Below are 24,226 nucleotides of genomic sequence, written 5' to 3' on the forward strand. Positions count from 1 at the left end.
TTAAGAACATTTTTTAGGCAGAGGTCGTTCCATGCGCGTTGATCGGGTCAAGTACCGTCTTATTTGCGCCGCTTCGGGGGCAATAATGCTCACGCTCGCTGCGTGCGGGAAGAAGGAGCAACCGCCCGGCGCCGGTGGGCAGCAACCGCCGACGCAAGTTGGTGTGATAACGGTTCAGCCGCAGGCCGTTGCGGTCAACACGGAATTGCCGGGTCGCGCGTCGTCGTACCTGGTGGCTGAGGTCCATGCGCGCGTGGACGGCATCGTGTTGAAGCGTTATTTCCAGCAAGGCGCGGAAGTGAAAGCCGGTCAGATCCTTTTCCAGATCGATCCCGCTCCATATCAGGCTTCGCTGATGAGCGCGAAGGCCACGTTGGCAAAGGCGGAAGCGACGTTGCGCTCGGCCCAGGCACAAGCCGATCGTTATAAGACACTTGTTGCTGCAAATGCGGTCAGCAAGCAGCAATACGACGATGCATTGGCGACTTTGGGCTCGGACAAGGCCGATGTCGAGTCCGGTCGCGCGTCCGTGCGTACCGCGGAAATCAACCTGGGTTATTGCACGGTCCGTGCGCCGATCAGTGGCCGCATTGGTTCGGCATTGGTGACCGAGGGTGCGTACGTGCAAGGCAGCGCCGCCACGAACATGGCGCTGGTGCAGCAAATCTCTCCGGTGTACATCGACCTGACGCAGTCGAGCGACCAATTACTGCGCCTGCGTCGCAGTATCGAAACCGGTGCGCTGAAGGAAGCCGGCGCAAATGCGGCGAAGGTCCAGGTCGTGCTGTCGGATGGCACTACGCTACCGGACGTCGGCAAGCTCGAATTCACCGACGTGTCGGTGGATCAAGGCACCGGTACGACCACGGTCCGCGCGGTATTTCCGAATGTGAAGCGCGATCTTTTGCCGGGCATGTTCGTCCGCGCACGTATCCAGCAGGCGATCAACGACAACGCCTTCGTCGTGCCGATGCAGGGCGTCACGCATGACCAGAAGGGCGCGCCGATCGCGATGGTCGTGGATGCGAACAACAAGGTGCAGATGCGTCCGTTGCAAACGTCGCAGGCATTGGGTTCATCGTGGGTGGTGACCGGTGGTTTGCAAGCGGGTGATCGCGTCATTGTGGAAGGTACGCAGAAGGTCCAGCCGGGCGCGACGGTGCAGCCGGTGGATGCGAAGCTGCCGCCGGCATCGAAGGATCTGGAAGACACGAGTGGTGCAATGGGTGGCAAGGACGGCGCCGCCGCCATGGCCGCTTCGAGCGTCATTGTCACGTCGCCGGCCTCGGGTGCATCGTCTGCCGCACCGGCATCCGCCGCGTCCGAAGTAAAGTAAAGACAGGGGCTGACCCAATATGGCAAAGTTTTTTATCGATCGCCCCATCTTTGCGTGGGTGATCGCAATCGTGTTGATGATCGCGGGGATCATCTCCATCATGCGGTTGCCAATCTCGCAATACCCGACCATCGCACCGCCCGCGGTGCAATTGTCGGTGACCTATCCGGGCGCGTCCGCGCAGACGGTCGAAGACACGGTGACCCAGGTCATCGAGCAGCAGATGAACGGTATCGACAATCTGCTGTACATGTCGTCGACGAGCGACAACTCCGGTAGCGCCACCATCACATTGACCTTTGCAGCCGGTACGAACCCGGACATCGCGCAGGTCCAGGTACAGAACAAGCTGTCGCTGGCTACGCCGCTGCTGCCTCAGGAAGTGCAGCAACAGGGTATCAAGGTCGTGAAGTCCAGCAGCAGCTTCCTAATGGTGATGGCCTTCGTATCCGAAGACGGGTCGATGAACAAGACCGACTTGGCGAACTACGTCGCGTCGAACATTCAGGACCCGGTCAGCCGTGTGAACGGGGTGGGCCAGGTGCAGTTGTTCGGCTCGCAGTATTCGATGCGGATCTGGCTGGACCCGAACAAGTTGAACAGTTTCGGGCTGACGCCGGTTGACGTGAAAACGGCGCTGACCAATCAGAACGTACAGATTGCCTCCGGCCAGCTCGGCGGTACGCCGTCGGTCCCCGGTCAGCAATTGACCGCGGCCATCACGGAAAGTGTCCGTCTGCAAACGCCGCAGCAATTCCGCGATATTATCCTGAAGACCTCGACTAATGGTGCGACGGTGCGTCTGGGCGACGTCGCGACGATTGGCCTCGGTTCGGAAAACTACAACTTCAACACGAAGTACAACGGTCAGCCGACCGCTGGCTTTGGTATTCAGCTGGCCACGGGTGCCAATGCCCTGGATACGGCGCAGGCCGTGCGTGACCGCGTGCAGGAGCTGTCGGCGTACTTCCCGCACGGGATGGTGGTGAAGTATCCCTACGACACCACGCCGTTCGTGAAGCTGTCGATCGAGGAAGTCGTCAAGACGCTGCTGGAAGGTATCGTCCTGGTGTTCCTGGTCATGTACCTGTTCCTACAGAACATCCGCGCCACGATCATTCCGACGATCGCGGTGCCGGTGGTGCTGTTGGGCACGTTCGCGATCATGCAGGCGGTGGGGTTCTCGATCAATACGCTCTCGATGTTCGGGATGGTGCTGGCCATTGGTCTGCTCGTCGATGATGCGATCGTGGTGGTGGAGAACGTCGAGCGGGTGATGGCCGAGGAAGGCCTGGGGCCGAAAGAGGCCACACGCAAGGCAATGGATCAGATCACCGGCGCGTTGGTGGGCGTGGCGCTGGTGTTGGCCGCGGTGTTCGTGCCGATGGCGTTCTCGTCCGGGTCCGTGGGTGCGATTTATCGCCAGTTCTCGCTGACGATTGTCTCCGCGATGGGCCTGTCCGTCCTGGTGGCATTGATCCTGACGCCGGCGCTGTGCGCCACGATTCTCAAGCCGGTGAAGAAGGACCATGAAAAGAAGACCGGGTTCTTCGGCTGGTTCAACCGCAACTTCAACCGTAGCCGTGACGGCACGATCGTCGGCGTCAAGCACATCATCCGCCGTTCTGGTTTCTATTTCGTCCTGTACGCGTTGATCTGCGCCGTGGTCGGCCTGTTGTTCTGGAAGTTGCCGACATCGTTCCTGCCGGAAGAAGACCAGGGCTCGATGTTCGTGATCATCCAGACGCCGCCGGGCTCCACGCAGGAGCGTACGGAAGGCGTATTGAAGCAAGTATCGGATTACTACCTGAAGAACGAGAAAGACACCGTCGAATCGGTGTTCACCGTCAACGGCTTCAGCTTCGCCGGTCGGGGCCAGAACTCGGGTCTCGCCTTCGTTCGCTTACGTGACTGGAGTGATCGCAAGACGGCAAATCAATCGATCCAGGCGTTGATCGGCCGCTCGTTCATGCACTTCTCGCAAGTGAAGGACGCGATGATCTTCCCGATCAACCCGCCGTCGATTCCGGAACTGGGTACCGGCGCGGGCTTCGACTTCGAACTCGTCGACCAGGCGGCGTTGGGGCACACGGCATTGATCGCCGCGCGTAATCAGTTGCTGGGCATGGCGAGCCAGAGTCCGATTCTGACGCGCGTTCGGCCAAACGGTCTCGACGATGCACCGGCCTACAAGGTGGACATCGACAAGGACAAGGCAAGCGCGTTGGGTCTGTCGCTGTCGGACATCGACCAGACGTTGTCGATCGCATGGGCGTCGTCGTACGTCAACGACTTTATCGATCGTGGTCGGGTGAAGAAGGTCTACCTGCAGGGCGCGGCGCCATTCCGGATGAATCCAGAGGATATCAATGCCTGGTATGTCCGCAACACCGCTGGGACGATGGTGCCGTTCTCGTCGTTTGCATCGGGGCACTGGATGTATGGTCCGCAGAAGCTTGAACGGTACAACGGGGTCTCGGCGGTCGAAATCCAGGGTGAAGCCGCGCCAGGCTACAGCTCGGGTCAGGCCATGGCGGAAATGGAAAAGCTCGCGGCGAAGTTGCCTACGGGAATCGGCTACCAGTGGACCGGTCTGTCGTTCCAGGAAAAAGCGTCCGGTTCGCAGGCACCGATGCTGTATGCACTGTCCGTGCTGATCGTGTTCCTCTGTCTGGCGGCACTGTATGAAAGCTGGTCGATTCCGTTCTCGGTGATCCTGGTGGTGCCGCTCGGTATCCTCGGGGCGCTGATTGCCACGACGCTGCGTGGCCTGGAAAGTGATGTGTACTTCCAGGTAGGGTTGTTGACCACCGTGGGTCTGGCGGCGAAGAACGCGATTCTAATCGTCGAGTTCGCGAAGGATCTGCATGAAGAGGGCATGAGCATTGTCGATGCAGCTATCGAAGCTGTGCGCCTGCGGGTCCGACCGATCGTGATGACGTCGATGGCCTTCATCCTGGGCGTGTTGCCGCTGGCTATCAGTAGCGGGGCCGGTTCCGGTAGCCAGCACTCGATCGGTACGGGCGTGATTGGCGGGATGTTGACGGCGATCTTCCTGGCCGTGCCGCTGGTGCCGATGTTCTACGTGGTGATCGCAGGGCGGTTCTCCGAGCATGAAAAGGTGCATCGCGCGGCGGGTACGAGCGGCGGCATGCACGATGTCGACAACCGCAAGGCCGAGCCGACCGACCGGAAGGATGAACACTGATATGAAGAAACAACAATCGTGGGCGGGGCAGTCGGCGGTGGATGCGCGCGCCGGACGCGCCTCGCGTGGCGCGCGGCGCTGGCCGGCGTCCGTCGTGTCGGTGCTGGCGGTGGCGGTACTCGCCGCCTGTAACCTGACGCCTAAGTATCATCGGCCTGCCGCACCCGTGCCGTCGGGCTATCCCACCGGTGAGACGTATGACACGCAGCCGACGTCACAGTCGGCGACGCAGGTTCCCGCCGCGGATCTCGGTTGGAACGAGTTCTTCACGGACCCGCAACTGAAGGTGTTGATCGGGATGGCGCTGAAGAACAACCGCGACTTGCGCGTGGCGGCGTTGAACGTGGCGGCGGCGCGTGAGCAATATCGCGTCGAGCGTGCCTCGCTGTTCCCGACGCTGAGCGCCACCGGGAGCGGTACGCGTACGCGTACGCCAGCCGATTTGACGTACGTCCGCCAGCCGACGGTGAGCAGCACGTATCAAGCGCTTGGCAGCGCGCAGTGGGAACTGGACTTCTTTGGCCGCATTCGCAGTCTGAGCAATGCGTCGCTGCAGACGTACTTCGCCACGGCGCAGGCGCGCAAGGCGACCGAGATTTCGCTGATCTCGCAAGTGGCCGTGCAATATCTGACGGTACGGGCGTATGACGCGCAGTTGGCGGTGACGCAGAACACGTTGAAGACGGCCGGGGAATCGTATCGGATCTCGAAGTTGCAATTCGACAATGGCGTGGGTAGTGCGCTGGACCTGAAGCAATCGGAAGGCGTCGTCGATCAAGCACAGGCCAATCTGCAGTCGCAGATGCGGTCGAAGGCGCAAGCGTTGAACCAACTGCAATTGCTGGTTGGCGCGCCGTTGCCGACGGACCTGCCGGACCCGTTGCCGCTCGATAAGCAGGGTATCATTGCCGATATCCCCGCCGGGTTGCCATCGGACCTGCTGACGCGTCGTCCGGATATTGTCGAAGCCGAGAACAAGCTGTTGTCGGAGAATGCCAATATCGGCGCGGCGCGTGCGGCGTTTTTCCCGCAAATCTCGCTGACCGGTTCGGCCGGCGCGGCGAGCGCCTCGCTTGGCCGTTTGCTGAAGCCAGGCCAGGCTTACTGGAGCTGGGGCCCGCAGATTTCATTGCCGATTTTTTCGGGTGGCGAGAATCGGGCGAACCTGCGTTACTCGGAGGCCGAGAAAAACATCGCGGTCGCCAATTACGAGAAAGCGATCCAGACGGCGTTCCAGGAAGTCTCGGACGGTTTGGCAGCGCGCGGCACGTATGACCAGCAGATCGACGCGTTGCAACGGTATGTCGCGTCGCAGCAGACCCGGCTGGACCTGTCGAATCTGCGCTACAAGAGCGGCACCGACAGCTATCTGGATGTGCTGACCGCGCAAACGGACCTGTACACGGCGCAGCAGACCTTGGTCAGCGCCCAGCAAGCCCGTGAAACCAATCTGGTGCAGCTGTATCAGTACCTGGGCGGCGGCTGGTTGGCGCATACGGGTGACACACCACGTGATGCCGATGTCGATCCGGATTGGGGCGTCGACAGGTACGGTAACCCGCTGAAGCAAGCGGATGCCAAGCAAGGTCAGCCCAACGCGAAGTAAGATAACACCAGCGCGATATCGGCGCGGTTTACGGCGCCTCGCTGGCGGCATCCCCGATGCCGATGTGCCTGGCACCTCCGATCCGCAATGGTTCTTCAGCCCGTGTCACGCAAGTGGGACGGGCTGTTTTGCTTTCTGGCGTGCAAGAAAACGAGGTCCCTGATGACGATGAAACTGCTTTCGCAACACCGCGCTTTTGGCGGCGTCCAGCGCTTCTACGAACACGACGCCGCCGCGATTGGTCTGCCGATGCGCTTCTCCGTCTTTTTGCCGCCTTCGGTGGCCGGGATCGATACCGACGGGGCGGTCCGCGGTGATAAGGTCCCGGCCTTGTTCTATCTCGCGGGGCTGACATGCACCGAGGAAACGTTCCCGACCAAGGCTGCCGCGCAACAATACGCGGCGCATCATGGGCTGGCGTTGATCGCACCGGATACGAGTCCTCGTGGCGCGAACCTGCCGGGGGAGAGTGATGCGTGGGACTTCGGTGTTGGAGCGGGTTTCTATCTGAATGCCACCGTGGCCCCGTGGGCATCGCACTACCAGATGTACCGGTATATCGTCGAGGAACTGACGGCGTTGGTGACTGCGGAACTCCCGGTGGATCCGGCGCGTTTCGGGATCATGGGACATTCGATGGGTGGTCACGGCGCCCTGGTGCTGGGTTTGCGGAACCCGGAACGATTTCGATCGATTTCGGCCTTTGCACCCATTGCGGCACCCAGTCATTGTGCATGGGGTGAAAAAGCCTTCAAGGGTTATCTCGGCGACGATCGCGCCGCCTGGGCCGCGTATGACGCCACCGCGCTGATCGAGCAGGGCAAGCGTAGCGCGAACGACGCACCAATCCTGATCGATCAGGGGCTATCGGACAAGTTTCTGATGGATGGACAGTTGTTACCGGAGCGCTTCGAGCGCGCCTGCAGTGTCGGAGGCCAGGCCTTGACGCTGCGTCGGCAGCCCGGATACGACCACGGCTATTACTTCATCGCGTCGTTCATCGGCGACCATGTCGCGCATCACGCCGCGCTACTGTAGCGGGCGACGGGCGAAGGAGTGGCGTCCGGGTATGGTGCACGAATCAATGCGTGTGATGGTGGGCATCCGCGCCTGGCACGTGCGCATGCGCCCCGCCTTCAGTCGCCGGACTAACGGCGGCGCGGGCGTCTCGCACTTTGGCGATCAACACGCTGCCCAGGTACATCATGCCGCTGAGCGTCGTGATCCAGAAGCTGGTCGGCCAGTCCGTGTAGTAGGCCAACGTGATCCCGGCCCAGGCGCTCGCGAGCGCCAGCACCGTCGCCAATGCAATGCCTCGGCCCAGGCGGGCCGTCAACAACTGTGCCGCCGCTGCGGGACTCACCATCAGCGTGAAGATCAGCAAAACGCCGACGATCTGCGTTGCCAGCGCGGTGGCCAGCGCGACGATGCCGAGAAACAGCATCGACATCCCCCGCAACGAGACGCCCTTGGCTTCCGCCAGTTCCGGTTGCAGCGTCGCGAAAACCAGTCGACGTGAGATCATGGCCAGTGCGGCCAAGGTCACTACGCCGAGCAAGGCGAGGGCCAGTAAGGTCCGGTCGTCGACGCCGAGCACATTGCCGAACAATAGTGCGGTGACCTGGCCAGCGTACGATGAGAAAAACCGCATGAACAGCATGCCGGTTCCAAGCGAGAGCGCCAGAATAGTACCGATGGCGACATCCCGTCCCGACAGCTTTTCGCCCAGCGCGCCCATTCCCACGCCAGCCAGCAGCGTAAAGCCAACGATGCCCGTGAGCGGTGACAGCCCGAGCAGGACGGCGCCGGTGGCACCTGTGAAGCCGACGTGCGCGAGCGCGTGCCCGGCGAAGGTCTGGCCCCGCAGTACGAGAAAGTAACCGACCACGCCCGCCACCACCGCGACGATTCCCGCTGCCGCGAAGGCATGGCGCATGAAATCAAACTCAAGCATGGTGATGCACGTCCTTTTCCATCAACTGACTGCCTGACATCACGAAAATGCGGCCATTGAGTCGCAGCACGTCGATGGGGGCGCCGTACAGGCGACTGAGGATAGGCGCCGTGATCACGTCCTCGACCGTGCCCAGCGCGGCCCCGCCGTTGCCGAGGTAGAGCACGCGATCGATGGCGCCGAGTAGCGGATTCAGTTCGTGCGCGGTGAATAGCGTCGTGATGCCCAGTGACCGGGTGACATCGGTGACGAGATCGACAACCGATTGCTGCCGATGCGGATCGAGGCTGATCAACGGTTCGTCCAGCAACAGGATGCGCGGCTTGCCGATCAGGCATTGCGCCAGCAGCAGGCGTTGCCGCTCGCCGCCCGACATATCGCCGATCGCACGGTCGGCCAATTGGCGCGCGCCGACGATGTCCAGCGCCTCGTCCACCGCTTGACGCTGCGCGTCGGCATGGCGTCCGCGCCCGAAAAGCGCGGCCGGGGAAGGCCAGCCCCACCGTTGGCCTTCGACGACACAGGCCACGAAGTCCCGCCCGGAGATGCGTTGGGCCGCCTGCATGGCCCGGACCTGCGGCATGTAACCAATGCTGGATAATCCTGCCGCCACCGGCTTTCCGAACAATGCGATGCTGCCCGACGTGGCGGGAACCAGGCCGAGCAGGGCACGCATCAACGTCGTCTTGCCGGCGCCGTTCGGGCCGAGCACGCCGATAAATTCTCCTGGTGCGATCGACAACGACACGTCGTCGAGGACGCGCCTGCCCGCCAGGGTGATGCTCAGATGATCGATGCCGATCGCCGGCACGCCGACGCTGTGTCCTTCTTCCATATCACGGCGCGTGTTTCAGCGCATTGTCCAACGCGTTTAATTGATTCAGCATCCACTGCACATAGCTGACGCCGGGCGGTTCGGTCTCCGTGACCGGCACCACCGGTACGCCGGCCTGCTTCGCCACCTGCAACAGGCGACGGCTCATCTGGTCGGACGTCTGCGCATTGTAGAGCAACACCTTGGTCTGCTTCGATTTCAACCCTTGTTCGAAACGCGCCACATCGCTGGCGGCCGGCTCTGTTTCGTTCATCACCGCAAGTTGGAAATGCTGATCCTGCATGTCGAGACCCACGGCTTGCGCCATATAGCCGAAGACCGGCTCGGTCGCGCTGACCTTGATGCCTGCGTACTTGGCCCGCATTGCCGCAACCTTCGTGGCGATGGCTTGCTGGGCATCGAGCGTCTGTTGCAGGCGTTGCGCGTACTCCGCCGCATGCGTGGCGTCATGCGCTTGCAGGTAGGCGGTGATTGCCTTCGCGACGGCGGGCATCGTGGCGGGGTCGTACCAAAGGTGTGGATTATCGCCTGCTTGCTTGCCCAGCAGATCGGCCGCGACGATCGACTGGCGCGCGGCGCGCGGTGACGCTGACAGGAGCTTCTGCATCCATGGATCGTAGTCGATGCCGTTGTAGACGACGAGATCGGCCGACGACAAGGCGCGGGCCACCGCCGGGCTGGCCTCGAAGCTGTGCGGGTCCTGATTCGGATTCGACAGAATACTATCCACCCGAACATGGGTGCCGCCGAGCGACCGTACCAGGTTGCCGTAAAAGTTCTCCGCCGCCACGACTCGCAGCGGCGCGGCCGGCGTGTGGGTGCCGGCGTCCGTCGACGCCGTAAGCGGCGCGGCCGGTGCGGCAACGGCACTGCGCGACGGCAGTGCGGCGCATACGGTCATGCCCAACAAGGTGCAAAGGATGGCGGAACGCTGCGCGCGCGTTTTGGCACGCGAACAGACGGAAGAAGTGGAGTTCGGCAACGTCATGGTTGTGGAGCGGAGGCGGGGTCGACGGGCATCGCGTCAGGGCGACGGGGATAGTAAGTGTAATAATATATCATAACTGCCTTGCGGTCTTATCCGTGCTTCGCCCTGTCTGAGAGTTCGGCGCAAAATGGGCGCCGCGCGGCGTTGTTGCGTAGACTTTGCCTGTGCGATATGCCACCGATCGGTGCGATCCAACGATAAGGCGAGGGGGAGCGGTGCGAAAGACGATGTCGGCGGGCGTATTGTTGCTCAACGAGCGCTCTGAAATCCTGTTATGTCACGCGACCGAAACCAACCATTGGGACATTCCGAAGGGGATGGCCGATCCGGGGGAAACGCCTCAGGAGGGCGCCTTGCGCGAGCTGCGCGAGGAGACGGGAATTGTATTGGATGGGGGCAGACTGACCGATCTCGGCGTGTTCGCCTATCGCAGCGATAAATCGCTTCATCTCTTTGCGCAACGCGTCGACACCCGCCTTATCGACGTCGCCGCGTGCGTGTGCACTTCGTTGTTTCCCAGTCGGCGGAACGGCGCGATGATTCCCGAAATGGACGCGTTCGCGTGGATCGCCTTGGAGGACGTGCCCCGCTATACGGGGCGCAATATGTCCCGGGTGCTACGCGAGGACGTGCAGTTGACCGCACTTTATGCGCGGTTGGCGCCACGCTGATGGTCGCTCAGGTGCGCCGACGGACCACGCCATAGATGACCAGCAACACGATGGCGCCAACGACGGAGGCAATCCATCCCGCACCCTGTCCCGGTGCGTACCAATGCAAGGCGCGGCCGACATATCCCGCCAGCAGCGACCCGGCGACGCCGAGAATGATCGTCCAGAAAATGCCCATCTTGTCGTCACCTGGCTTTAATGCACGGGCGAGCAGACCGACAACCAGGCCGATGATCACGGTACCAATGAATGAAAACATGACGTCGCGGCTCCTTCTTATTTAGGGTTCTCTCTATCTTGCCATAAGCGTTGGCGCCCGGCGTGGTGTCTTCGCGCCAAGATGCTATTGCATCGCATCGTGCAAGCATGCCGGTCCCCATCCACCGGGTGCGAGTAGTAGGGCAAAATCCCATACGACTTACGAACTTTCGTACTCATCCTGCGTCGTTGATCTGCCTACAATAGGAGGATGTCAAGTTGATAAGGATAACGAATGAGTAAGGCCTTGCGGATGATTGTTCAAGGGTCCGCCGCGCCGTTTGACGGAATCAGGAAAAACCGCTTGCCCATTCGTCATCTGCTCGCCTGATCGACTGGTGCATGTCATGTGTGCACCACCCCGCGCGTTCGCGCGTGTATCACCTGTATCGAGGAGGCGAACCACATGCCGACGGTAACGATTTTATTTGGCGGCCGTTCCGTGGAATGGCGAGCATCGTGCCAGGGATACGACCATCTTCGAGAGGCCCTGCGTTGTGCCGCGCCGACCGATATCGTCGTGAACACCGTCATCCTGATAGCGCCCGATGGCACGATCAGGATGGAAAACCCCACCTCGCATGACACGCTGCCTGTCGCCGCGCACTTGCTGAGGATGGGCCGCACTGTCAGCGCTTTGGAGTGCATGAGCATGTTGATCGATGGCGGCAGCATCGTGTTTTCGTTGTTGCAGGCACAGGACGGCGAAGACGGCACCTTTCAAGGATTGGCGCGGTTTTTCGATTTCCCCGACAACCGGAGTTCCACGCTGACAGCGGCCCTGGCGTTCGATCTCTACGCGCAGGCGGCGGTCGTGCAGCAGGTGGCGGGCGACTTGCTGATGACCGTGCCAACGGTGCTCGCCAATATCGGGGAGCCTGATGCCGCCTATCAAGCGGCACGGGAACGGTTCGGCGCGACACCGGTGCTGCTGCGTCCGAACGCGGCCGGCGCGGGTTTCCAGGTTCGGGGGCTGCCATTCGTGACCGCGGACGAGACCGCCCGTTTTGCGGCGGAGATCTCGCCCTATGACGATCACTTTCTGGTGCAGCAATGTGTCGGTGGCATACCGCTTTCTGTGGGCATCGTGTTTCGTGATGGCAGATGGACCATGCTGCCGATCTGTGCCGGTGCCGACGTCAGGCACAACGATGGCGTGCGGCTGGCCGCCGACGGCGCGCATGGTGCCATGGCCCGGCGCGTGTTGAGGGGGCCGCGGCAGGGTGGCGTGTCGGAGGACGTGTCCGGCAATGCTGGTGCCAAGGACAGTCGAGGGGCGCCGGCATCGGTTCATGGCCGGGAGCCCATTGTCTTGCGGCAGGAGTACGTGACTGAGCCTCGGGATAGCGGGGCCGTTGCCCCCGCCGCCACCGCCGTCCCGTTGTCGGCGGCGGTCATGCAACGGGTGGATGCCGCGGCGCGCCGGCTGGCGAGGACGTTTCGTGACGAGAGCTATTATCAGATCGACATGATTGCCACGGGGTGGGACGAAGTCTATTTCTCGGCGATCGCGACGCGCCCTTCTTTGCGCCGTGATGGCCCGTTCGCCTGGATGTTATCGGCAGCGGGGTTGACGCCCGTTGACCTGATCCGCATTGAACATGCGAACTATGCCGCGTCGCGCGCGTTTCGGCACAAACGTTTTGCGCGGATCGCGGAGTGGGTCGCGGTGCATGGGTGACGCTATCACATCATCCGTCGCGCGACGGCGTCAACCTCGATGCCAGGCTTAACAGCGCCGCGGACACGAGAATCGATACCAGTCCCATGGCCATGCCGTCACCGATCGATCCTTGTTCGAACTGTCGCCATACAAAGATCGATACGGTCTGCAGTCCGCTGGGCGCCAGCAGCAACGACGTCACCAGCTCACGCGACGCGATGGCGAAGACGATCATCGATGCCGCCGCCAAGGACGGCGCGACCAACGGCAGCGTGATGCGCCACGCGGCGTGTGCGGCCGTCGCCCCATGCACGCGTGCGGCGGCTTCCAGCGATGCTCCTGATTGCCGGAGTGCCGTTCCCGCGTACCGTACCGGATAGGGCAGCATCAGGCAGCTATAAGACAGCAGCAGGATGAACCAGGTGCCGTACGGGGTGGCCGGCCAGAACCGTTGATTCCACGCCAGGATCAATCCGACCGCCACTACCACGCCGGGTAATGCATGCGGCAACAAGCTCAAGGCATCCAGTGTCGCGCGACCGCGCAATGTCGAACGTACGGCATACCAAGCGCAGGCCAGTCCCAATACCGCGGTCACCACCGAGGTTGCGGCAGCGAGGCCGGCGCTGGTGAGGATCGCCGATAAGCCGTCTTCCCCTTGTGAAAACAGGATGGCAAAATGGGCCAGCGTCAGATTGGACAACTGCAACCCACCGGACAGCGTACGCGATACCGCGGTGGCCAGGATCGCGCCGAGCGGCGCCGCGGTGGCGCATGCCGCGCATGATGCGAAGAGGATCGTCACCGGCCAACGCCATGCCCCGAGCGTGCGCACGGCAACGCTCACGGGCTTGCCGTTCTCGACGGAAACGTCTCGCCCGGACAGCGTTCGTTGCTGAAGCGTGAATGCGCCGATGGCCAATCCCGCCAACAGCAGCGACAGCACCGAGGCACCGGGTAGATCGATCGGCCAGTCGGAAAAGCGCGATTCGATCGCCGTCACCAACACACCGACACCGGCACGTGCTCCCAGGGCCGCGGGTGCGCCGAACTCTTCCACGGACATCGTGAAGGCCAGTAGTGCGCTGGCGGCGATTGCCGGCAGCGCCAACGGCAGCGTGACATGCCGGAATGCCCGCGAAGGCGATGCGCCGTGGACCCGCGCGACATCGGCGAGACGACCGCCGATCTGCGCGAAGGCACGCGAAACGGCGAAATAGACAACCGGGAAGGTGGTCATCGTCATCACGAATACCATGCCGGTGAACGAAAACAGGGCGTCACCCGGATGCAGCCCGGTCAGTTGCTGCAGATAGCCCGCTGGCTGCAGCAACAGCATCCAACTGAGCGCGGCAAGATAGGGTGGTATCAGAAATGGCACCAGGAACAGCACGTCCCAGACACGTGCGAATGGCAATGCGAAAAGACCGCGGACGGCGCCCAATACCGTACCGAGCACCGTGGCGGCAACGGCGACTGTGACGCCAAGGCGTATCGTCGTGCCGAGCAGGACCCAGGTTTGCAGCGCGCCGAGAGTGGACGGCAACGCGCCGAACGGATGCGTGAGCCGACCGTCGGCGAGCGACGGAAAGATCGCCTGTAGCACGATGAACGCCATCGGCAACGCCACAATGACCAGCAAGACCAGCCATAACAATGCAGGTGCGGCGCCTACCATTCTCGCGGCGATACGTTGCCATGCACGGGGGGTACCGCGCGCTGCATCATGGATATCATTTTCGTCGCCGGCGCTGCCACGCGCCTGCGTATGCTCGATGCGGCTCACGGCTGGCCGAACAAGGTCTTGAAGCGTGCGAGCACATCGATGCGGTTGTCATGGCCCGCGTCGCCGTCTTGCGGTAGCAGACGCAGGTCGTTGAACGATGCGCGCTTCAGCAGGATGTCGGTACGGGCCGGGATCAGCCAGGCATCGCCTACCGCCTGCTGACCTTCTTTCGATAACACGTAGTCGATAAAGGCGCGTGCTTCGGACTGATGCGTGGACGATTTCAGGACCATCATCGGACGGGGCGCGATCACGGTGCCACTGGATGGGAAGATCACCTTGACCGATTCTCCCTGTGCCGTGGCCGCGTAAGCGACGTAGTCGACCGCACCGAACACGGCTGCCTTTGCGCCTTGCAACACGGGGTTCAGCGCCTGCGCATTCGGTCCGGATACCTGCATGCCATTCTGTTTCAGCGCCGTGAACAATTGCCAGGCGTTGTCGCCAAGGCGGCGTTGCAAGCCGAGCAGCAAATCAGCCGATGCGCCCGATAGGGCCGGGTCCGGCATGGTGACCTTGTCATGGAAGGCAGGTTGCGTCAGGTCACGCCAGTCCTTGGGTTCCGGTGTCCCGCTCCGGCTGTTCCAGACGATGCCGAGCGCGGAGATGCCTTGCGCAACGTACGTTGCGGTCTTGAACGGCGCCGGGACCGCGTCGGCTTCATGGCTGCCTGGCGTTTGCCACGGGGCGAGCCAACCACGGGCGTCGAGATCATGGGCGGCGTCCCACGACGCGGAAATCAGCACATCAGCGCGCGGATTGGCCTGCTCGGCTTCCAGCCGTGCCATGACCTTGCCGGTGGTGGCCTGGAACAGATCCACCTTGATCCCAGTCTTCTTTTCAAAGCCGACGGCCAGCTTGCGGCTTAATGTGCCGGGGCCGGCGGTGTAGACCGTAATGGCATGTGTATCGGCATGTGCCGGCGCGGCGGAGGAAGCAAGCAGCATTGTCACAATAGGAAAGAGTGCGTGGCTGGTGAACAGTGTAACCAGCGCGGAACGGATCGTCATGATGGCAAGCTTAAAGGGGGGGCGTGTTCGACGTCACCCGGTGTTTCCACGGGAGAATCGGGACGCACCATATTGATGGAGTCGATACGGCCATGTGCGAGGGCGGCAATACGATCAGCCAGCGCATGCGCTTCTTGCGGATCGTGGGTAACGTAGACCGCCGTGGTGCCAAGTTGCCGCAACATCGTGCCGATGTCTTCGCACAGGCGGGCGCGCAGATCGCGATCGAGATTCGATAGCGGTTCGTCGAACAGCAGCACGTCCGGTGCGGCGACGATCGCGCGGGCCAGGGCGACGCGTTGTTGTTGACCGCCAGACAGCGCCTGCGGGCGACGATCGGCAAGGTGCGCGAGGCCGACCATCGCCAATGCTTCATTGACCCGTTCCCGGCGCGCGGCACGAGCGATGCCACGCATCTCCAATGGAAAAGATACATTGCCTGCCACGGTCATATGTGGCCACAGCGCATAATCCTGGAACACCATGCCAAGGGAACGGTCCTCGGGGGCCATCCATGCGTCGCGTGGAACATCGCGCCGTGCCACGGGGGCATCTCCGGCGCGCGTGATAACCATGCCGCCACCGACACGCGTTGCGCCTGTCGCGACGAGACGATCGCCAAAACGGATCGCCCCGCAGGTCGGCCGCAACAGTCCGGCCAACAGTTTGAGCAATGTGCTCTTGCCGCAGCCGGATGGACCCAGCAGCGCCATCGTCGTGCCGGCGGGAACACATAACGTCAGGTCGTCCAGTACCCACGCGCTATCGCTTTCGCGGGTGGATGCCGGTATGAACGCATGACTGAGCTGGTCGATGTGAATCGCCACACTGGCGCCGCGAGGACGTGCGGTGGAGACGGACGGTGAATCGCCGGCCGCCATGTCAGAAGCGATGCCGGATGCCGACCATCGTCCCGAACTGGTTGCTGCCCGCGACGACATCGGTCCCGAAGCCGTTCAGGCCGAGATTCGAGCCGTGCCGGTTCAGCACATAGCCGACGTTGATATAGACGTCGGTCCGCTTCGAGAAGAAGTAGTCGCTGCTGACCTGGAACGACCACGGATCGCGATTCGTATCCTTGAAATCCTGATACATCGCGGTCGCTGCCAGTTCCAAGGCCGGGTTCAGCCTGTAGGTGGCACCTAGCCAGTAGAAATTCGAGATTTCCGACTGGGTGGTGGTCAGCGTTGTGAGGTGCGTTGCTCGGCCATCGCGGTAACGCCAGCCGCCTGACACTTCAACGGAAGCGAACGTGTATTTGGCGGCCAAGGCGACCGCGCGATTCAGGTTGCCCTCGTAGCCACCGACCTTCGCCGTGGTGGCGGCGTTGAGCGCGGTCGATCCGCCGTTCTTCTGGTCATAGGCCAGCACCGCGTTGAAAGGGCCGCCGCGGTATTCGATACCCGCTTCGAGCACCTGCGCCCGGCGATTGTCGCCCGGCGTGGCGCTGCCGAAGCTTACGTCGTCATACCCTTTCGAATACTGCGCCAACACATGGAATGCGCCAAATGCGTTCTCATAGCGCACGGTGTTGTCGAGGCGGTCCGAGAAGATTGGGTCCTGCATCTTGACCGCATAGACGGCGTTGCCGAGCGGGTTGTACTTGCTGACCCAGTCCAGGAAAATGCCGCCCTGGCGACCCAATGTGAAGCGGCCGTAGGTCTTGTTCGACAGGCCCACGTAAGCGAGGCGACCGAATTCACGGCTGCCTTGCAGCGTCTTGCCGCTGGTGGCATCGAAGCCGTTTTCGAGCAGGAACAGCGCCTGGGTACCGCCGCCCAGGTCTTCGGTGCCTTTAAAGCCCCAGCGGGAGCCGGACATATTGCCGGACGTGGCGCGGACGACGTTTTGCTTACTACCGCTGGTGGTGCTTGCCGCCGACGTCAGGAACTCGGCACCCGAGTCGATGATGCCGTACAGCGTCACATTGGATGCGGCATGGGCTTGAGTGACGGCAAGACCCGCTAGGGAAGCGATGGCGGCGAGCGTCGTGCGCATGGCACGGGTGGAAGCCGTGGAGATGAGGCAGGTGGCGACGGGTGCGTCGCAAACAGCGAGGGTTGCTGCGTCGGGCGTGCAGATGCCCTCCGCGTGCGTGCGGATCGTTTTCATTTCAGCTCAGGTCCTCTATGGGATTCGATTGAGCTTGCAATGTAATAAATCGAGATGACTGGCGCGTGACAGAGCGGGAAACGCATGCCAGTGGGCCCCGACTACGGTGTTAAGGCCTGCCCGGCCCTGCCATTCGGTCAGGTTTTCCCGGAAATTGCATCTGCTGCCTTGAAATTGCCATAGCTCGCCCCTATACTTAGCACTCGTTGGCGGAGAGTGCTAACAGCTCTCTTGGCATTCGCCGGGAAGGGCCTGAAAAGGCCGTCCGGCGGGGTTGGGGTTGTTGTCGCCTTGACGGGTTGCGTGAAACGCAGCGTCTGTTCCGCCACGGCTGCCTGTTTCAGGTGGCGCGGAGTCAACCGGGTGACGACGCGGATGCGTCGCACCACGCGCGATTTACCTCGTGGTCATGTCCTGTTTTGAATTGAAAGGAGTGTGTATGAACCTGCGTCCCTTGCACGATCGCGTCATCGTCAAGCGTCTCGACCAAGAAACCAAGACGGCTTCGGGTATCGTTTTGCCGGATTCGGCTGCGGAAAAGCCGGACCAAGGCGAAATCCTGGCTGTCGGCCCGGGCAAACGTGATGATAAGGGCGTACAGAATGCGCTCGACGTCAAGGTTGGTGATCGCGTGCTGTTCGGTAAGTACGCTGGCCAGACCGTCAAGGTCGATGGTCAAGAGCTGCTGGTGATGCGTGAAGAAGACATCATGGCAGTCGTGAACAAGTAAAGGCGCGTTCCGCGCCGTTCTTCACGTCCGGTCCGCCTTCGAGCGGCGATGGACGTGGGCGGTGCGACGCACCGGCATGGTTGCGCGAGAGGCGTCCGACGCCTCGAAAAGGGGTGATGAGCCCGCGCCGCGTCGTGCTGGCATCCTGTTGTTCGACAAATGCACAAAGTATTCTAGGAGTTTCAGAACATGGCAGCTAAAGAAGTCGCTTTTGGTGATTCGCCGCGCGCGAAGATGGTCGAAGGGATCAACATCCTGGCCAATGCAGTAAAGGTCACGCTGGGCCCGAAGGGCCGTTTCGTGGTGCTGGAGCGTAGCTTCGGCGGCCCGACGGTTACCAAGGACGGTGTTTCGGTCGCAAAGGAAATCGAGCTGAAGGATCGCTTCCAGAACCTGGGCGCGCAAATGGTCAAGGAAGTGGCTTCCAAGACCAGCGACAACGCAGGTGACGGTACGACGACGGCAACGGTGCTGGCACAAGCCATCGTGCGCGAAGGCCAGAAGGCTGTGGTCGCTGGCTTGAACCCGATGGACCTGAAGCGCGGTATCGACCTGGCCGTCGTGGCGGCCGTCGCCGAGCTGAAGAAGCTGAGCAAGCCGTGCACGACCAGCAAGGAAATCGAGCAAGTGGGTTCGATCTCGGCCAACAGTGATGAATCGGTTGGCAAGAAGATCGCCGCGGCGATGGACAAGGTTGGCAAGGAAGGCGTGATCACCGTCGAAGACGGCAAGTCGCTGGAAGATGAACTCGAAGTCGTCGAAGGGATGCAGTTCGACCGCGGCTACCTGTCGCCGTACTTCGTGACGAACCCGGAAAAGCAAGTTGCCGTTCTGGAAAATCCGTACGTGCTGCTGTTCGACAAGAAGATCTCGAACATCCGTGACCTGCTGCCCGTGCTGGAGCAAGTGGCGAAGTCGAGCCGTCCGCTGCTGATCATCGCGGAAGACGTCGAAGGCGAAGCCCTGGCAACGCTGGTGGTCAACAGCATCCGCGGCATCCTGAAGACCGTGGCCGTCAAGGCGCCGGGCTTTGGCGATCGCCGCAAGGCCATGCTGGAAGACATCGCGATCCTGACCGGTGGTCAAGTGATCGCGGAAGAAACCGGCCTGACGCTGGAAAAGACCACGCTGGAACACCTCGGCCATGCCGTACGTGTCGAAATCGGCAAGGAAAACACGACGATCATCGACGGCGCAGGCCAATCGGTGAACATCGAAGCACGCGTCAAGCAAATCCGCGCGCAGATCGAGGAAGCCACGTCGGATTACGACCGTGAAAAGCTGCAAGAACGCGTTGCCAAGCTGGCAGGCGGTGTTGCGCTTATCCGTGTTGGCGCGGCGACCGAAGTCGAAATGAAGGAAAAGAAGGCCCGCGTGGAAGATGCACTGCACGCAACGCGCGCTGCCGTTGAAGAAGGCATCGTGCCTGGCGGCGGTACCGCACTGATTCGCGCACTGGTGGCAGTGTCGGCAGTGAAGGGTGCAAATGCCGACCAGGACGCAGGCATCAAGATCGTGCTGCGCGCGATGGAAGAGCCGCTGCGTCAGATCGTCTCGAACGGTGGCGAGGAAGCCAGCGTGGTTGTGGCTGCGGTGAAGGCGGAAAGCGGTAACGTTGGCTACAACGCGGCAACCAGCAAGTACGAAGACTTGGTCGAGGCAGGTGTCGTGGACCCGACGAAGGTGACCCGTAGCGCGTTGCAAAACGCGGCGTCGGTGGCTGGCCTGGTGCTGATGACGGATTGCGCTGTCGTTGACCTGCCGAAGGATGACGCGCCGGCGGCTGGCGGTATGCCTGGCGGCATGGGTGGCATGGGTGGCATGGGCATGGACATGTAAGTCCTGCTCGCGGGAAGGGTTGATGCAGCGGCGTGGTGGTATGATCCGGCCGCGCGGTCTGCATCAGGGGCGAGCGTCCCGCCTTTGAGGCACCGTCCCGCTGCAATGCAGTGCGGTCCATGGCGGCAACGCCATGAAAAACGCGAATGACTTCTTGGAGTCATTCGCGTTTTTGCTTTCTGGTTGGCCAGACATGTGCATGCACATGCATGGCGCTTGGCTATCACGCCATCAATGCCGTGAACCCTGCATCGACCATGCGTCGATTGGCGCGACACGGCGTTCGGAGATGATGATCTCGCCGCTGCCCGCATGCGCTCGCGCATCAGCGTCGGTCGTTGTGTCGTCAGTGCCGTCACCGTCGCCTTGTACCACGGCGGCGGCGAGGTCGGCATTACCTCCAGCCTCGTCGCTTTCCCCTGGACGCGCGCGCAGTCCCGGTGCGCCGGCACCCAGACTCCAAAAATACCGATGAGGCATCCATGCCCCCATGCCAGGGCGGAAGCCGTGACGCATGGCCTGAGCAAGGTAGCGTTGCGCCTCCGCAATCGCATCCTGCGCCGTGTAGCCGCTCGCCAGCAGCGCGGCGATCGCGGCGGCCAGCGTATCGCTGAATCCAACGCCGCTGCCGGGATGCGGCGGAGAGAACGCATCCCGGCCTTCACGCGTCGTCTTACTCTGCCATGGACCCGCGACGGGGCCGGCGCCGGCAAAGCGACGATAGCCGATGCGGCCGCGTTCGCTGAAGATCGTGTGTGCGTATTCGCTACCCTGCGCCGCGGAGAGCACCAGGAATTCCGCGCCGGCGTCGATGATTCGGCCAATCGCCTGCGCGGTGGCGGCATCGTCACCGGTCGGGTCATCGAGGCCGGCGCCCGCCGGGGTCGGCAGGATGGACGGCCATTCGCTGGCTAACTGGCCGAAACCGCGCGCCCGTTGCACGATGGCTTGTTCGCCGAGATGCATTTCCACCCCTGACGGTGCCGCATCGTCCTCGCCGTATGGGTCGCTGTCATCCAGATAGATCACGCTTTCACCCAAGCCTTCATAGCTGGCCAGTTGGCGCGCGAGCGCCGCATCGGCGACCACGATCGACGATTGTGGCACCAGTAACTCACCGATTGCCGCGCAAAGGTGGTCATCCGCCAGTATATGGCCGTTTTCGTCGCGGCCCAGGTCTGGGTGCAGGATCAGTGGCAGGGTATCGTAATCGGCCACCACTTCGGCGATCGCGCTGGCGATCTCGGCACTGACGGTCGCCCCGATCTTGAACGCGGCAACCGGCATGTCTTCGAGCAACATCCGGGCTTGCGAGACGACATGTTCGGGATCGACGGCGGTGACGCCCAGGCAATCGCGGGAATCACGGACTGCGTAACCAGTCAGGACACTGACGCCGTGGCAGCCCATGCTGGCGAAGGTCGCGAGGTCGGCATGCACGCCGGTGGCACCGGTGGGATCGGCAATGCCGAAGGTTAAAACAATAGGAGGGGGGGAACTTATCATGCGTCAAATTGTTGCGCAGGCACGTAGTTGCGTGAAAGAGAAACGCCTGTCGGGCTTTCCGTCAATGCGGCAAAACGTTACCATCATGCTTTGCATTGTAGCGGATCGTCGTACGACGCATCGAAAGAATGGAATATCAAAGTTGGATGTGCCTGATTTGTGGTTGGATTTACGACGAGGAAGCGGGTTTGCCGGAAGAGGGCATTGCCCCTGGCACAAAGTGGGACGACGTACCAATCAACTGGACCTGCCCCGAGTGCGGTGCCCGTAAGGAAGATTTCGAGATGGTTCAGATCTGATTTGCACCGCGCGCCCCGTCGGGGTGCGTGCGGTCCTGTGGCCGGACCCGGTCAGCGCGACGCGGTCCGGCTTTTTGCGTGGCGCGCCGGCGAGCGGTTGTTGATCCGGCATCGATGCCTTATACCACCGTCGGGTCGCGCGTCGCGCTCGGGGCATGACTGGTGTGGTGGCAGACCCTCACGTCTCGTGCGTGCCGGGTTGCTTTACCACGCCATAGCGTTCCAGCGTGCGCTGCCGCGCTTCGGCATGGTCGACGAGCGGGTGCGGATATTCCTTGCCGAGCGTGATGCCTGCGCGCGCCAGGATCTCCGGCTTGGCGAGCCATGGGGCATGGATCGATTTGTCGTCGAGCGCCGCCAGCTCGGGGACCCATTCTCGTATAAAGGCGCCGTTGGCGTCGAATTTCTCCGATTGCGTCATCGGATTGAAAATGCGGAAGTAGGGCTGCGCATCGCATCCGCTGGATGACGCCCATTGCCAGTTGCCGTTGTTCGCGGACAGGTCGAAGTCGTTGAGCAGTCGCTCGAAGTAGGCCTCGCCACGCCGCCAATCGATGCCCAGGTCCTTTATCAGGAACGTCGCCGCGACCATCCGCAGCCGGTTATGCATGAAGCCGGTCTGGTTGATCTGGCGCATGGCGGCATCCACTAGCGGGTAGCCGGTACGGGCCTCGCACCAGGCCGCGAAATGGGCGTCGGCTTGCTTGCCAGACTCCCAGGCAATCAGGTCATAGTCCGGTTTAAAGGCATGGCGTGCCGGTTTGGGTATCCGGAGCGGGGTCGTGTGCGTCTTTTTTGCCGAGTCTTCATCCAATTCATCGTCCGTATCGTCGATGACGAGTCGCGGGTGGTGATACAGGATCTGGAAGAAAAAGTCGCGCCAGACGAGCTCTGACAGCCAGGTCTCGGCGCCCTCGCGGTCGCGCGCCGCGTGGCTGGCGGCATAAGCCGTACGCGCCAGCGCACGCGCCGAGATGGTACCGTGCCGCAGATGCGTCGACAGCAAGCTGGTGGAGGCCAAGGCCGGGAAGTCGCGTGTGCGATGGTAGTCGCCCACGCGGCTTTCGAATTGCTCCAGCAAGGTCAGCGCGGCGTCCTCACCGGCCGGCAACGGGCTTTGCGCAGCGCCGAAACCGAGCGCTTTCAGCGATGGCAACTGACGCGGGTGCAGCGTGCCTTTCACGTCAGGCAAGCTCGGTGAACGCGCCGGTGGGGCCGCGAGTCGGTCGAGATGCCGTTCCGACGGGCGTGCGGCGAAGGCGCAGTCACCTTGCGCCGCCTGCAGCCAGGCGCGCTTGTAGGGCGTATAGACGCTATACGGCTTGCCGGCGCCTGTGACGATCTCGTTCTTCTCGAAAATGGCCTGATCCTTGAAAGTCCGCAGCACGATATCATCGTCATTCAGGCGGTTGGCTACTTGGGCGTCGCGGGCGCGGGCGGCAGGTTCGTAGTCGTGATTGAGAAATACCGCGTCCACGCGCAGATGACGCGCCAGCGCGGGTACCAGGGACACGGGATCACCGTCGCCAATCCAGAGACCGCCGCCGTGACGTTGAAGGCTGGCTTGCAATTCCGCCAGGCTGTCGTGGATAAAAGCGACACGGGCATCGTGGGGCGGTAAGCCGTCCAGGATCGTCCGGTCGAATACGAACACACAGTGGACCTGCTGCGCAGCTTCCAGTGCATGGTAGAGTGCTGTCTGGTCGCGAGTACGCAGGTCGCGCCGGAACCATACCAGGGCGTTACTGAATTCGGGCATACCGTTACCGTGTCATTGCTAAAATTTGCATCATGTCCAAGTCCTCTGACGATCGCATCAACCTGACAAACCAATTCCTGATTGCCATGCCGGGCATGGTGGACTCGAATTTTTCGGGTACTGTCATTTATTGCTGTGAACACAGCGAAAAGGGCGCGCTCGGTCTCGTGATCAATCGACCCACCGACATCGACTTGAAGTCGCTGTTCGACCGGATCGATCTGAAACTCGACAGCGCGACTCTCTCCTCCCTCCCAGTGTACTTCGGCGGCCCGGTTCAGACAGAGCGTGGCTTCGTGCTGCATGAGCCCGGTGGCGAGTACACGTCGTCGATGTCGGTACCGGGTGGGCTCGAAATGACCACGTCGAAGGATGTGCTCGAGGCGGTTGCGAGCGGCCAGGGACCGAAAAAGTTCCTGTTGACGCTCGGTCACGCTGGGTGGGGCGCTGGACAGCTCGAAAACGAGATTGCGCAGAACGGCTGGCTTACCGTGGCCGCTGATCCGTCGATCGTGTTCGACGTACCCGCCGAGCAGCGGCAGGAAGCGGCGCTCGGCTTGCTCGGCGTCTCGTTGTCGATGCTGTCAGGCGAGGCAGGGCACGCCTGAATGGTGGGGTCATCTTCACCGTTCGCATCCGATGCCGCGGTGGGCACTGCGGCTGCTG

The 24,226-nt window shown here is 62.1% G+C and carries 19 protein-coding genes and 2 pseudogenes; 10 read left to right on the plus strand and 11 right to left on the minus strand.

Going from position 1 to position 24,226, the window contains the following annotated elements; genetic code table 11:
* Window positions 1-31: 31 nt before the first annotated feature.
* The 4 genes from WM40_RS09015 (at window position 32) to fghA (ending at window position 7,188) form a co-directional block, all read left to right on the plus strand.
* Window positions 32-1,336, plus strand: a complete 1,305-nt coding sequence (locus WM40_RS09015) for an efflux RND transporter periplasmic adaptor subunit (protein WP_046152710.1) — start codon at window positions 32-34, stop codon at window positions 1,334-1,336.
* 19 nt (window positions 1,337-1,355) lie between these two features.
* Complete coding sequence (locus WM40_RS09020) at window positions 1,356-4,544, plus strand: efflux RND transporter permease subunit (protein WP_046152711.1); 3,189 nt, start codon at window positions 1,356-1,358, stop codon at window positions 4,542-4,544.
* A gap of 1 nt (window position 4,545) precedes the next feature.
* Window positions 4,546-6,150, plus strand: coding sequence for an efflux transporter outer membrane subunit (locus tag WM40_RS09025; protein ID WP_096349166.1), 1,605 nt, complete (start codon window positions 4,546-4,548; stop codon window positions 6,148-6,150).
* Between the two features lie 168 nt (window positions 6,151-6,318).
* Entirely contained in the window at window positions 6,319-7,188 is an 870-nt protein-coding gene (gene fghA / locus WM40_RS09030; protein WP_024902798.1) for an S-formylglutathione hydrolase, read from the plus strand.
* Window positions 7,189-7,231: 43 nt separating this feature from the next.
* Here fghA and WM40_RS09035 read toward each other — a convergent pair whose 3' ends face one another.
* The 3 genes and pseudogenes from WM40_RS09035 to WM40_RS09045 all read right to left on the minus strand — a co-directional run bounded on the left by WM40_RS09035 (window position 7,232) and on the right by WM40_RS09045 (window position 9,840).
* Window positions 7,232-8,104, minus strand: a complete 873-nt coding sequence (locus WM40_RS09035) for a metal ABC transporter permease (protein ID WP_024902799.1) — start codon at window positions 8,102-8,104, stop codon at window positions 7,232-7,234.
* Window positions 8,103-8,915: pseudogene (locus tag WM40_RS09040) on the minus strand (metal ABC transporter ATP-binding protein); the annotation flags it as partial. The pseudogene WM40_RS09040 and the gene WM40_RS09035, both read right to left, overlap by 2 nt.
* Window positions 8,916-8,940: 25 nt before the next feature.
* Complete coding sequence (locus WM40_RS09045; protein ID WP_390173996.1) at window positions 8,941-9,840, minus strand: metal ABC transporter solute-binding protein, Zn/Mn family; 900 nt, start codon at window positions 9,838-9,840, stop codon at window positions 8,941-8,943.
* Window positions 9,841-10,154: 314 nt separating this feature from the next.
* Between WM40_RS09045 and WM40_RS09050 the strand changes: the two genes are divergently transcribed.
* The gene (locus tag WM40_RS09050; RefSeq protein WP_046152712.1) at window positions 10,155-10,598 is read left to right on the plus strand and encodes an NUDIX hydrolase; all 444 of its coding nucleotides are present in this window, start codon (window positions 10,155-10,157) and stop codon (window positions 10,596-10,598) included.
* A 7-nt stretch (window positions 10,599-10,605) separates the two neighbouring features.
* Here the strand turns inward: WM40_RS09050 and WM40_RS09055 are convergent, their stop codons facing one another.
* Entirely contained in the window at window positions 10,606-10,857 is a 252-nt protein-coding gene (locus WM40_RS09055; protein ID WP_046152713.1) for a GlsB/YeaQ/YmgE family stress response membrane protein, read from the minus strand.
* 405 nt (window positions 10,858-11,262) lie between these two features.
* On the opposite strand from WM40_RS09055, the gene WM40_RS09060 reads away from it, so the two are divergent.
* A complete protein-coding gene (locus tag WM40_RS09060) occupies window positions 11,263-12,537 on the plus strand; it encodes a hypothetical protein (RefSeq protein WP_046152714.1) in 1,275 nt (424 codons plus the stop codon).
* A 10-nt stretch (window positions 12,538-12,547) separates the two neighbouring features.
* On the opposite strand, the gene WM40_RS09065 is transcribed toward WM40_RS09060, so the two are convergent.
* The 4 genes from WM40_RS09065 to WM40_RS09080 are packed head-to-tail and all read right to left on the minus strand — an operon-like array spanning window position 12,548 to window position 17,427.
* Entirely contained in the window at window positions 12,548-14,305 is a 1,758-nt protein-coding gene (locus WM40_RS09065) for an ABC transporter permease (RefSeq protein WP_236693444.1), read from the minus strand.
* Window positions 14,302-15,315: an ABC transporter substrate-binding protein gene (locus WM40_RS09070; protein WP_413783802.1), complete on the minus strand. Its 1,014-nt coding sequence runs from the start codon at window positions 15,313-15,315 to the stop codon at window positions 14,302-14,304. Before WM40_RS09070 ends, WM40_RS09065 begins: the two co-directional genes overlap by 4 nt.
* Window positions 15,312-16,256, minus strand: a complete 945-nt coding sequence (locus tag WM40_RS09075; RefSeq protein ID WP_236693445.1) for an ABC transporter ATP-binding protein — start codon at window positions 16,254-16,256, stop codon at window positions 15,312-15,314. The genes WM40_RS09070 and WM40_RS09075 overlap by 4 nt, the downstream gene beginning before the upstream one ends.
* Complete coding sequence (locus WM40_RS09080) at window positions 16,198-17,427, minus strand: porin (RefSeq protein ID WP_082102533.1); 1,230 nt, start codon at window positions 17,425-17,427, stop codon at window positions 16,198-16,200. The genes WM40_RS09075 and WM40_RS09080 overlap by 59 nt, the downstream gene beginning before the upstream one ends.
* 439 nt (window positions 17,428-17,866) lie before the next feature.
* Here WM40_RS09080 and groES point away from each other — a divergent pair, with 439 nt between their 5' ends.
* Window positions 17,867-18,157, plus strand: coding sequence for a co-chaperone GroES (groES, locus tag WM40_RS09085; RefSeq protein WP_024902809.1), 291 nt, complete (start codon window positions 17,867-17,869; stop codon window positions 18,155-18,157).
* 189 nt (window positions 18,158-18,346) lie between these two features.
* On the plus strand, window positions 18,347-19,996 hold the full coding sequence (gene groL / locus WM40_RS09090; RefSeq protein WP_024902810.1) for a chaperonin GroEL: 1,650 nt from the start codon (window positions 18,347-18,349) through the stop codon (window positions 19,994-19,996).
* A gap of 231 nt (window positions 19,997-20,227) precedes the next feature.
* On the opposite strand, the gene WM40_RS29535 is transcribed toward groL, so the two are convergent.
* A complete protein-coding gene (locus WM40_RS29535; protein ID WP_096349167.1) occupies window positions 20,228-20,962 on the minus strand; it encodes a bifunctional hydroxymethylpyrimidine kinase/phosphomethylpyrimidine kinase in 735 nt (244 codons plus the stop codon).
* Between the two features lie 63 nt (window positions 20,963-21,025).
* Window positions 21,026-21,502: pseudogene (locus WM40_RS29540) on the minus strand (bifunctional hydroxymethylpyrimidine kinase/phosphomethylpyrimidine kinase); the annotation flags it as partial.
* 128 nt (window positions 21,503-21,630) lie between these two features.
* On the opposite strand from WM40_RS29540, the gene WM40_RS09100 reads away from it, so the two are divergent.
* The gene (locus WM40_RS09100) at window positions 21,631-21,801 is read left to right on the plus strand and encodes a rubredoxin (RefSeq protein ID WP_024902812.1); all 171 of its coding nucleotides are present in this window, start codon (window positions 21,631-21,633) and stop codon (window positions 21,799-21,801) included.
* 178 nt (window positions 21,802-21,979) lie between these two features.
* Here WM40_RS09100 and WM40_RS09105 read toward each other — a convergent pair whose 3' ends face one another.
* Window positions 21,980-23,560: a cryptochrome/photolyase family protein gene (locus WM40_RS09105; RefSeq protein WP_046152716.1), complete on the minus strand. Its 1,581-nt coding sequence runs from the start codon at window positions 23,558-23,560 to the stop codon at window positions 21,980-21,982.
* 32 nt (window positions 23,561-23,592) lie between these two features.
* Here WM40_RS09105 and WM40_RS09110 point away from each other — a divergent pair, with 32 nt between their 5' ends.
* Window positions 23,593-24,168 carry a YqgE/AlgH family protein gene (locus tag WM40_RS09110; protein WP_024902814.1) on the plus strand — a complete coding sequence of 192 codons (576 nt, stop codon included), beginning with the start codon at window positions 23,593-23,595 and terminating at the stop codon, window positions 24,166-24,168.
* Window positions 24,169-24,226 lie beyond the last annotated feature (58 nt).

The organism is Robbsia andropogonis, from assembly GCF_000970345.1.
In the GTDB taxonomy this organism is placed as follows: Bacteria; Pseudomonadota; Gammaproteobacteria; order Burkholderiales; family Burkholderiaceae; genus Robbsia; species Robbsia andropogonis.

Excerpts from the sequence above, each read along its gene's own strand:
- WM40_RS09070 (WP_413783802.1), bottom strand. The coding sequence starts at position 15,315 with ATGACGATCCGTTCCGCGCTGGTTACACTGTTCACCAGCCACGCACTC.
- WM40_RS09020 (WP_046152711.1), top strand. The coding sequence starts at position 1,356 with ATGGCAAAGTTTTTTATCGATCGCCCCATCTTTGCGTGGGTGATCGCA.
- WM40_RS09100 (WP_024902812.1), top strand. The coding sequence starts at position 21,631 with ATGGAATATCAAAGTTGGATGTGCCTGATTTGTGGTTGGATTTACGAC.
- groES (WP_024902809.1), top strand. The coding sequence starts at position 17,867 with ATGAACCTGCGTCCCTTGCACGATCGCGTCATCGTCAAGCGTCTCGAC.
- WM40_RS09105 (WP_046152716.1), bottom strand. The coding sequence starts at position 23,560 with ATGCCCGAATTCAGTAACGCCCTGGTATGGTTCCGGCGCGACCTGCGT.
- groL (WP_024902810.1), top strand. The coding sequence starts at position 18,347 with ATGGCAGCTAAAGAAGTCGCTTTTGGTGATTCGCCGCGCGCGAAGATG.
- WM40_RS09050 (WP_046152712.1), top strand. The coding sequence starts at position 10,155 with ATGTCGGCGGGCGTATTGTTGCTCAACGAGCGCTCTGAAATCCTGTTA.
- WM40_RS09045 (WP_390173996.1), bottom strand. The coding sequence starts at position 9,840 with ATGACCGTATGCGCCGCACTGCCGTCGCGCAGTGCCGTTGCCGCACCG.
- WM40_RS09055 (WP_046152713.1), bottom strand. The coding sequence starts at position 10,857 with ATGTTTTCATTCATTGGTACCGTGATCATCGGCCTGGTTGTCGGTCTG.
- WM40_RS09025 (WP_096349166.1), top strand. The coding sequence starts at position 4,546 with ATGAAGAAACAACAATCGTGGGCGGGGCAGTCGGCGGTGGATGCGCGC.
- WM40_RS09075 (WP_236693445.1), bottom strand. The coding sequence starts at position 16,256 with ATGTCGTCGCGGGCAGCAACCAGTTCGGGACGATGGTCGGCATCCGGC.
- WM40_RS09035 (WP_024902799.1), bottom strand. The coding sequence starts at position 8,104 with ATGCTTGAGTTTGATTTCATGCGCCATGCCTTCGCGGCAGCGGGAATC.
- WM40_RS29535 (WP_096349167.1), bottom strand. The coding sequence starts at position 20,962 with ATGCATCTCGGCGAACAAGCCATCGTGCAACGGGCGCGCGGTTTCGGC.
- WM40_RS09060 (WP_046152714.1), top strand. The coding sequence starts at position 11,263 with ATGCCGACGGTAACGATTTTATTTGGCGGCCGTTCCGTGGAATGGCGA.
- WM40_RS09080 (WP_082102533.1), bottom strand. The coding sequence starts at position 17,427 with ATGAAAACGATCCGCACGCACGCGGAGGGCATCTGCACGCCCGACGCA.
- WM40_RS09015 (WP_046152710.1), top strand. The coding sequence starts at position 32 with ATGCGCGTTGATCGGGTCAAGTACCGTCTTATTTGCGCCGCTTCGGGG.
- WM40_RS09110 (WP_024902814.1), top strand. The coding sequence starts at position 23,593 with ATGTCCAAGTCCTCTGACGATCGCATCAACCTGACAAACCAATTCCTG.
- fghA (WP_024902798.1), top strand. The coding sequence starts at position 6,319 with ATGAAACTGCTTTCGCAACACCGCGCTTTTGGCGGCGTCCAGCGCTTC.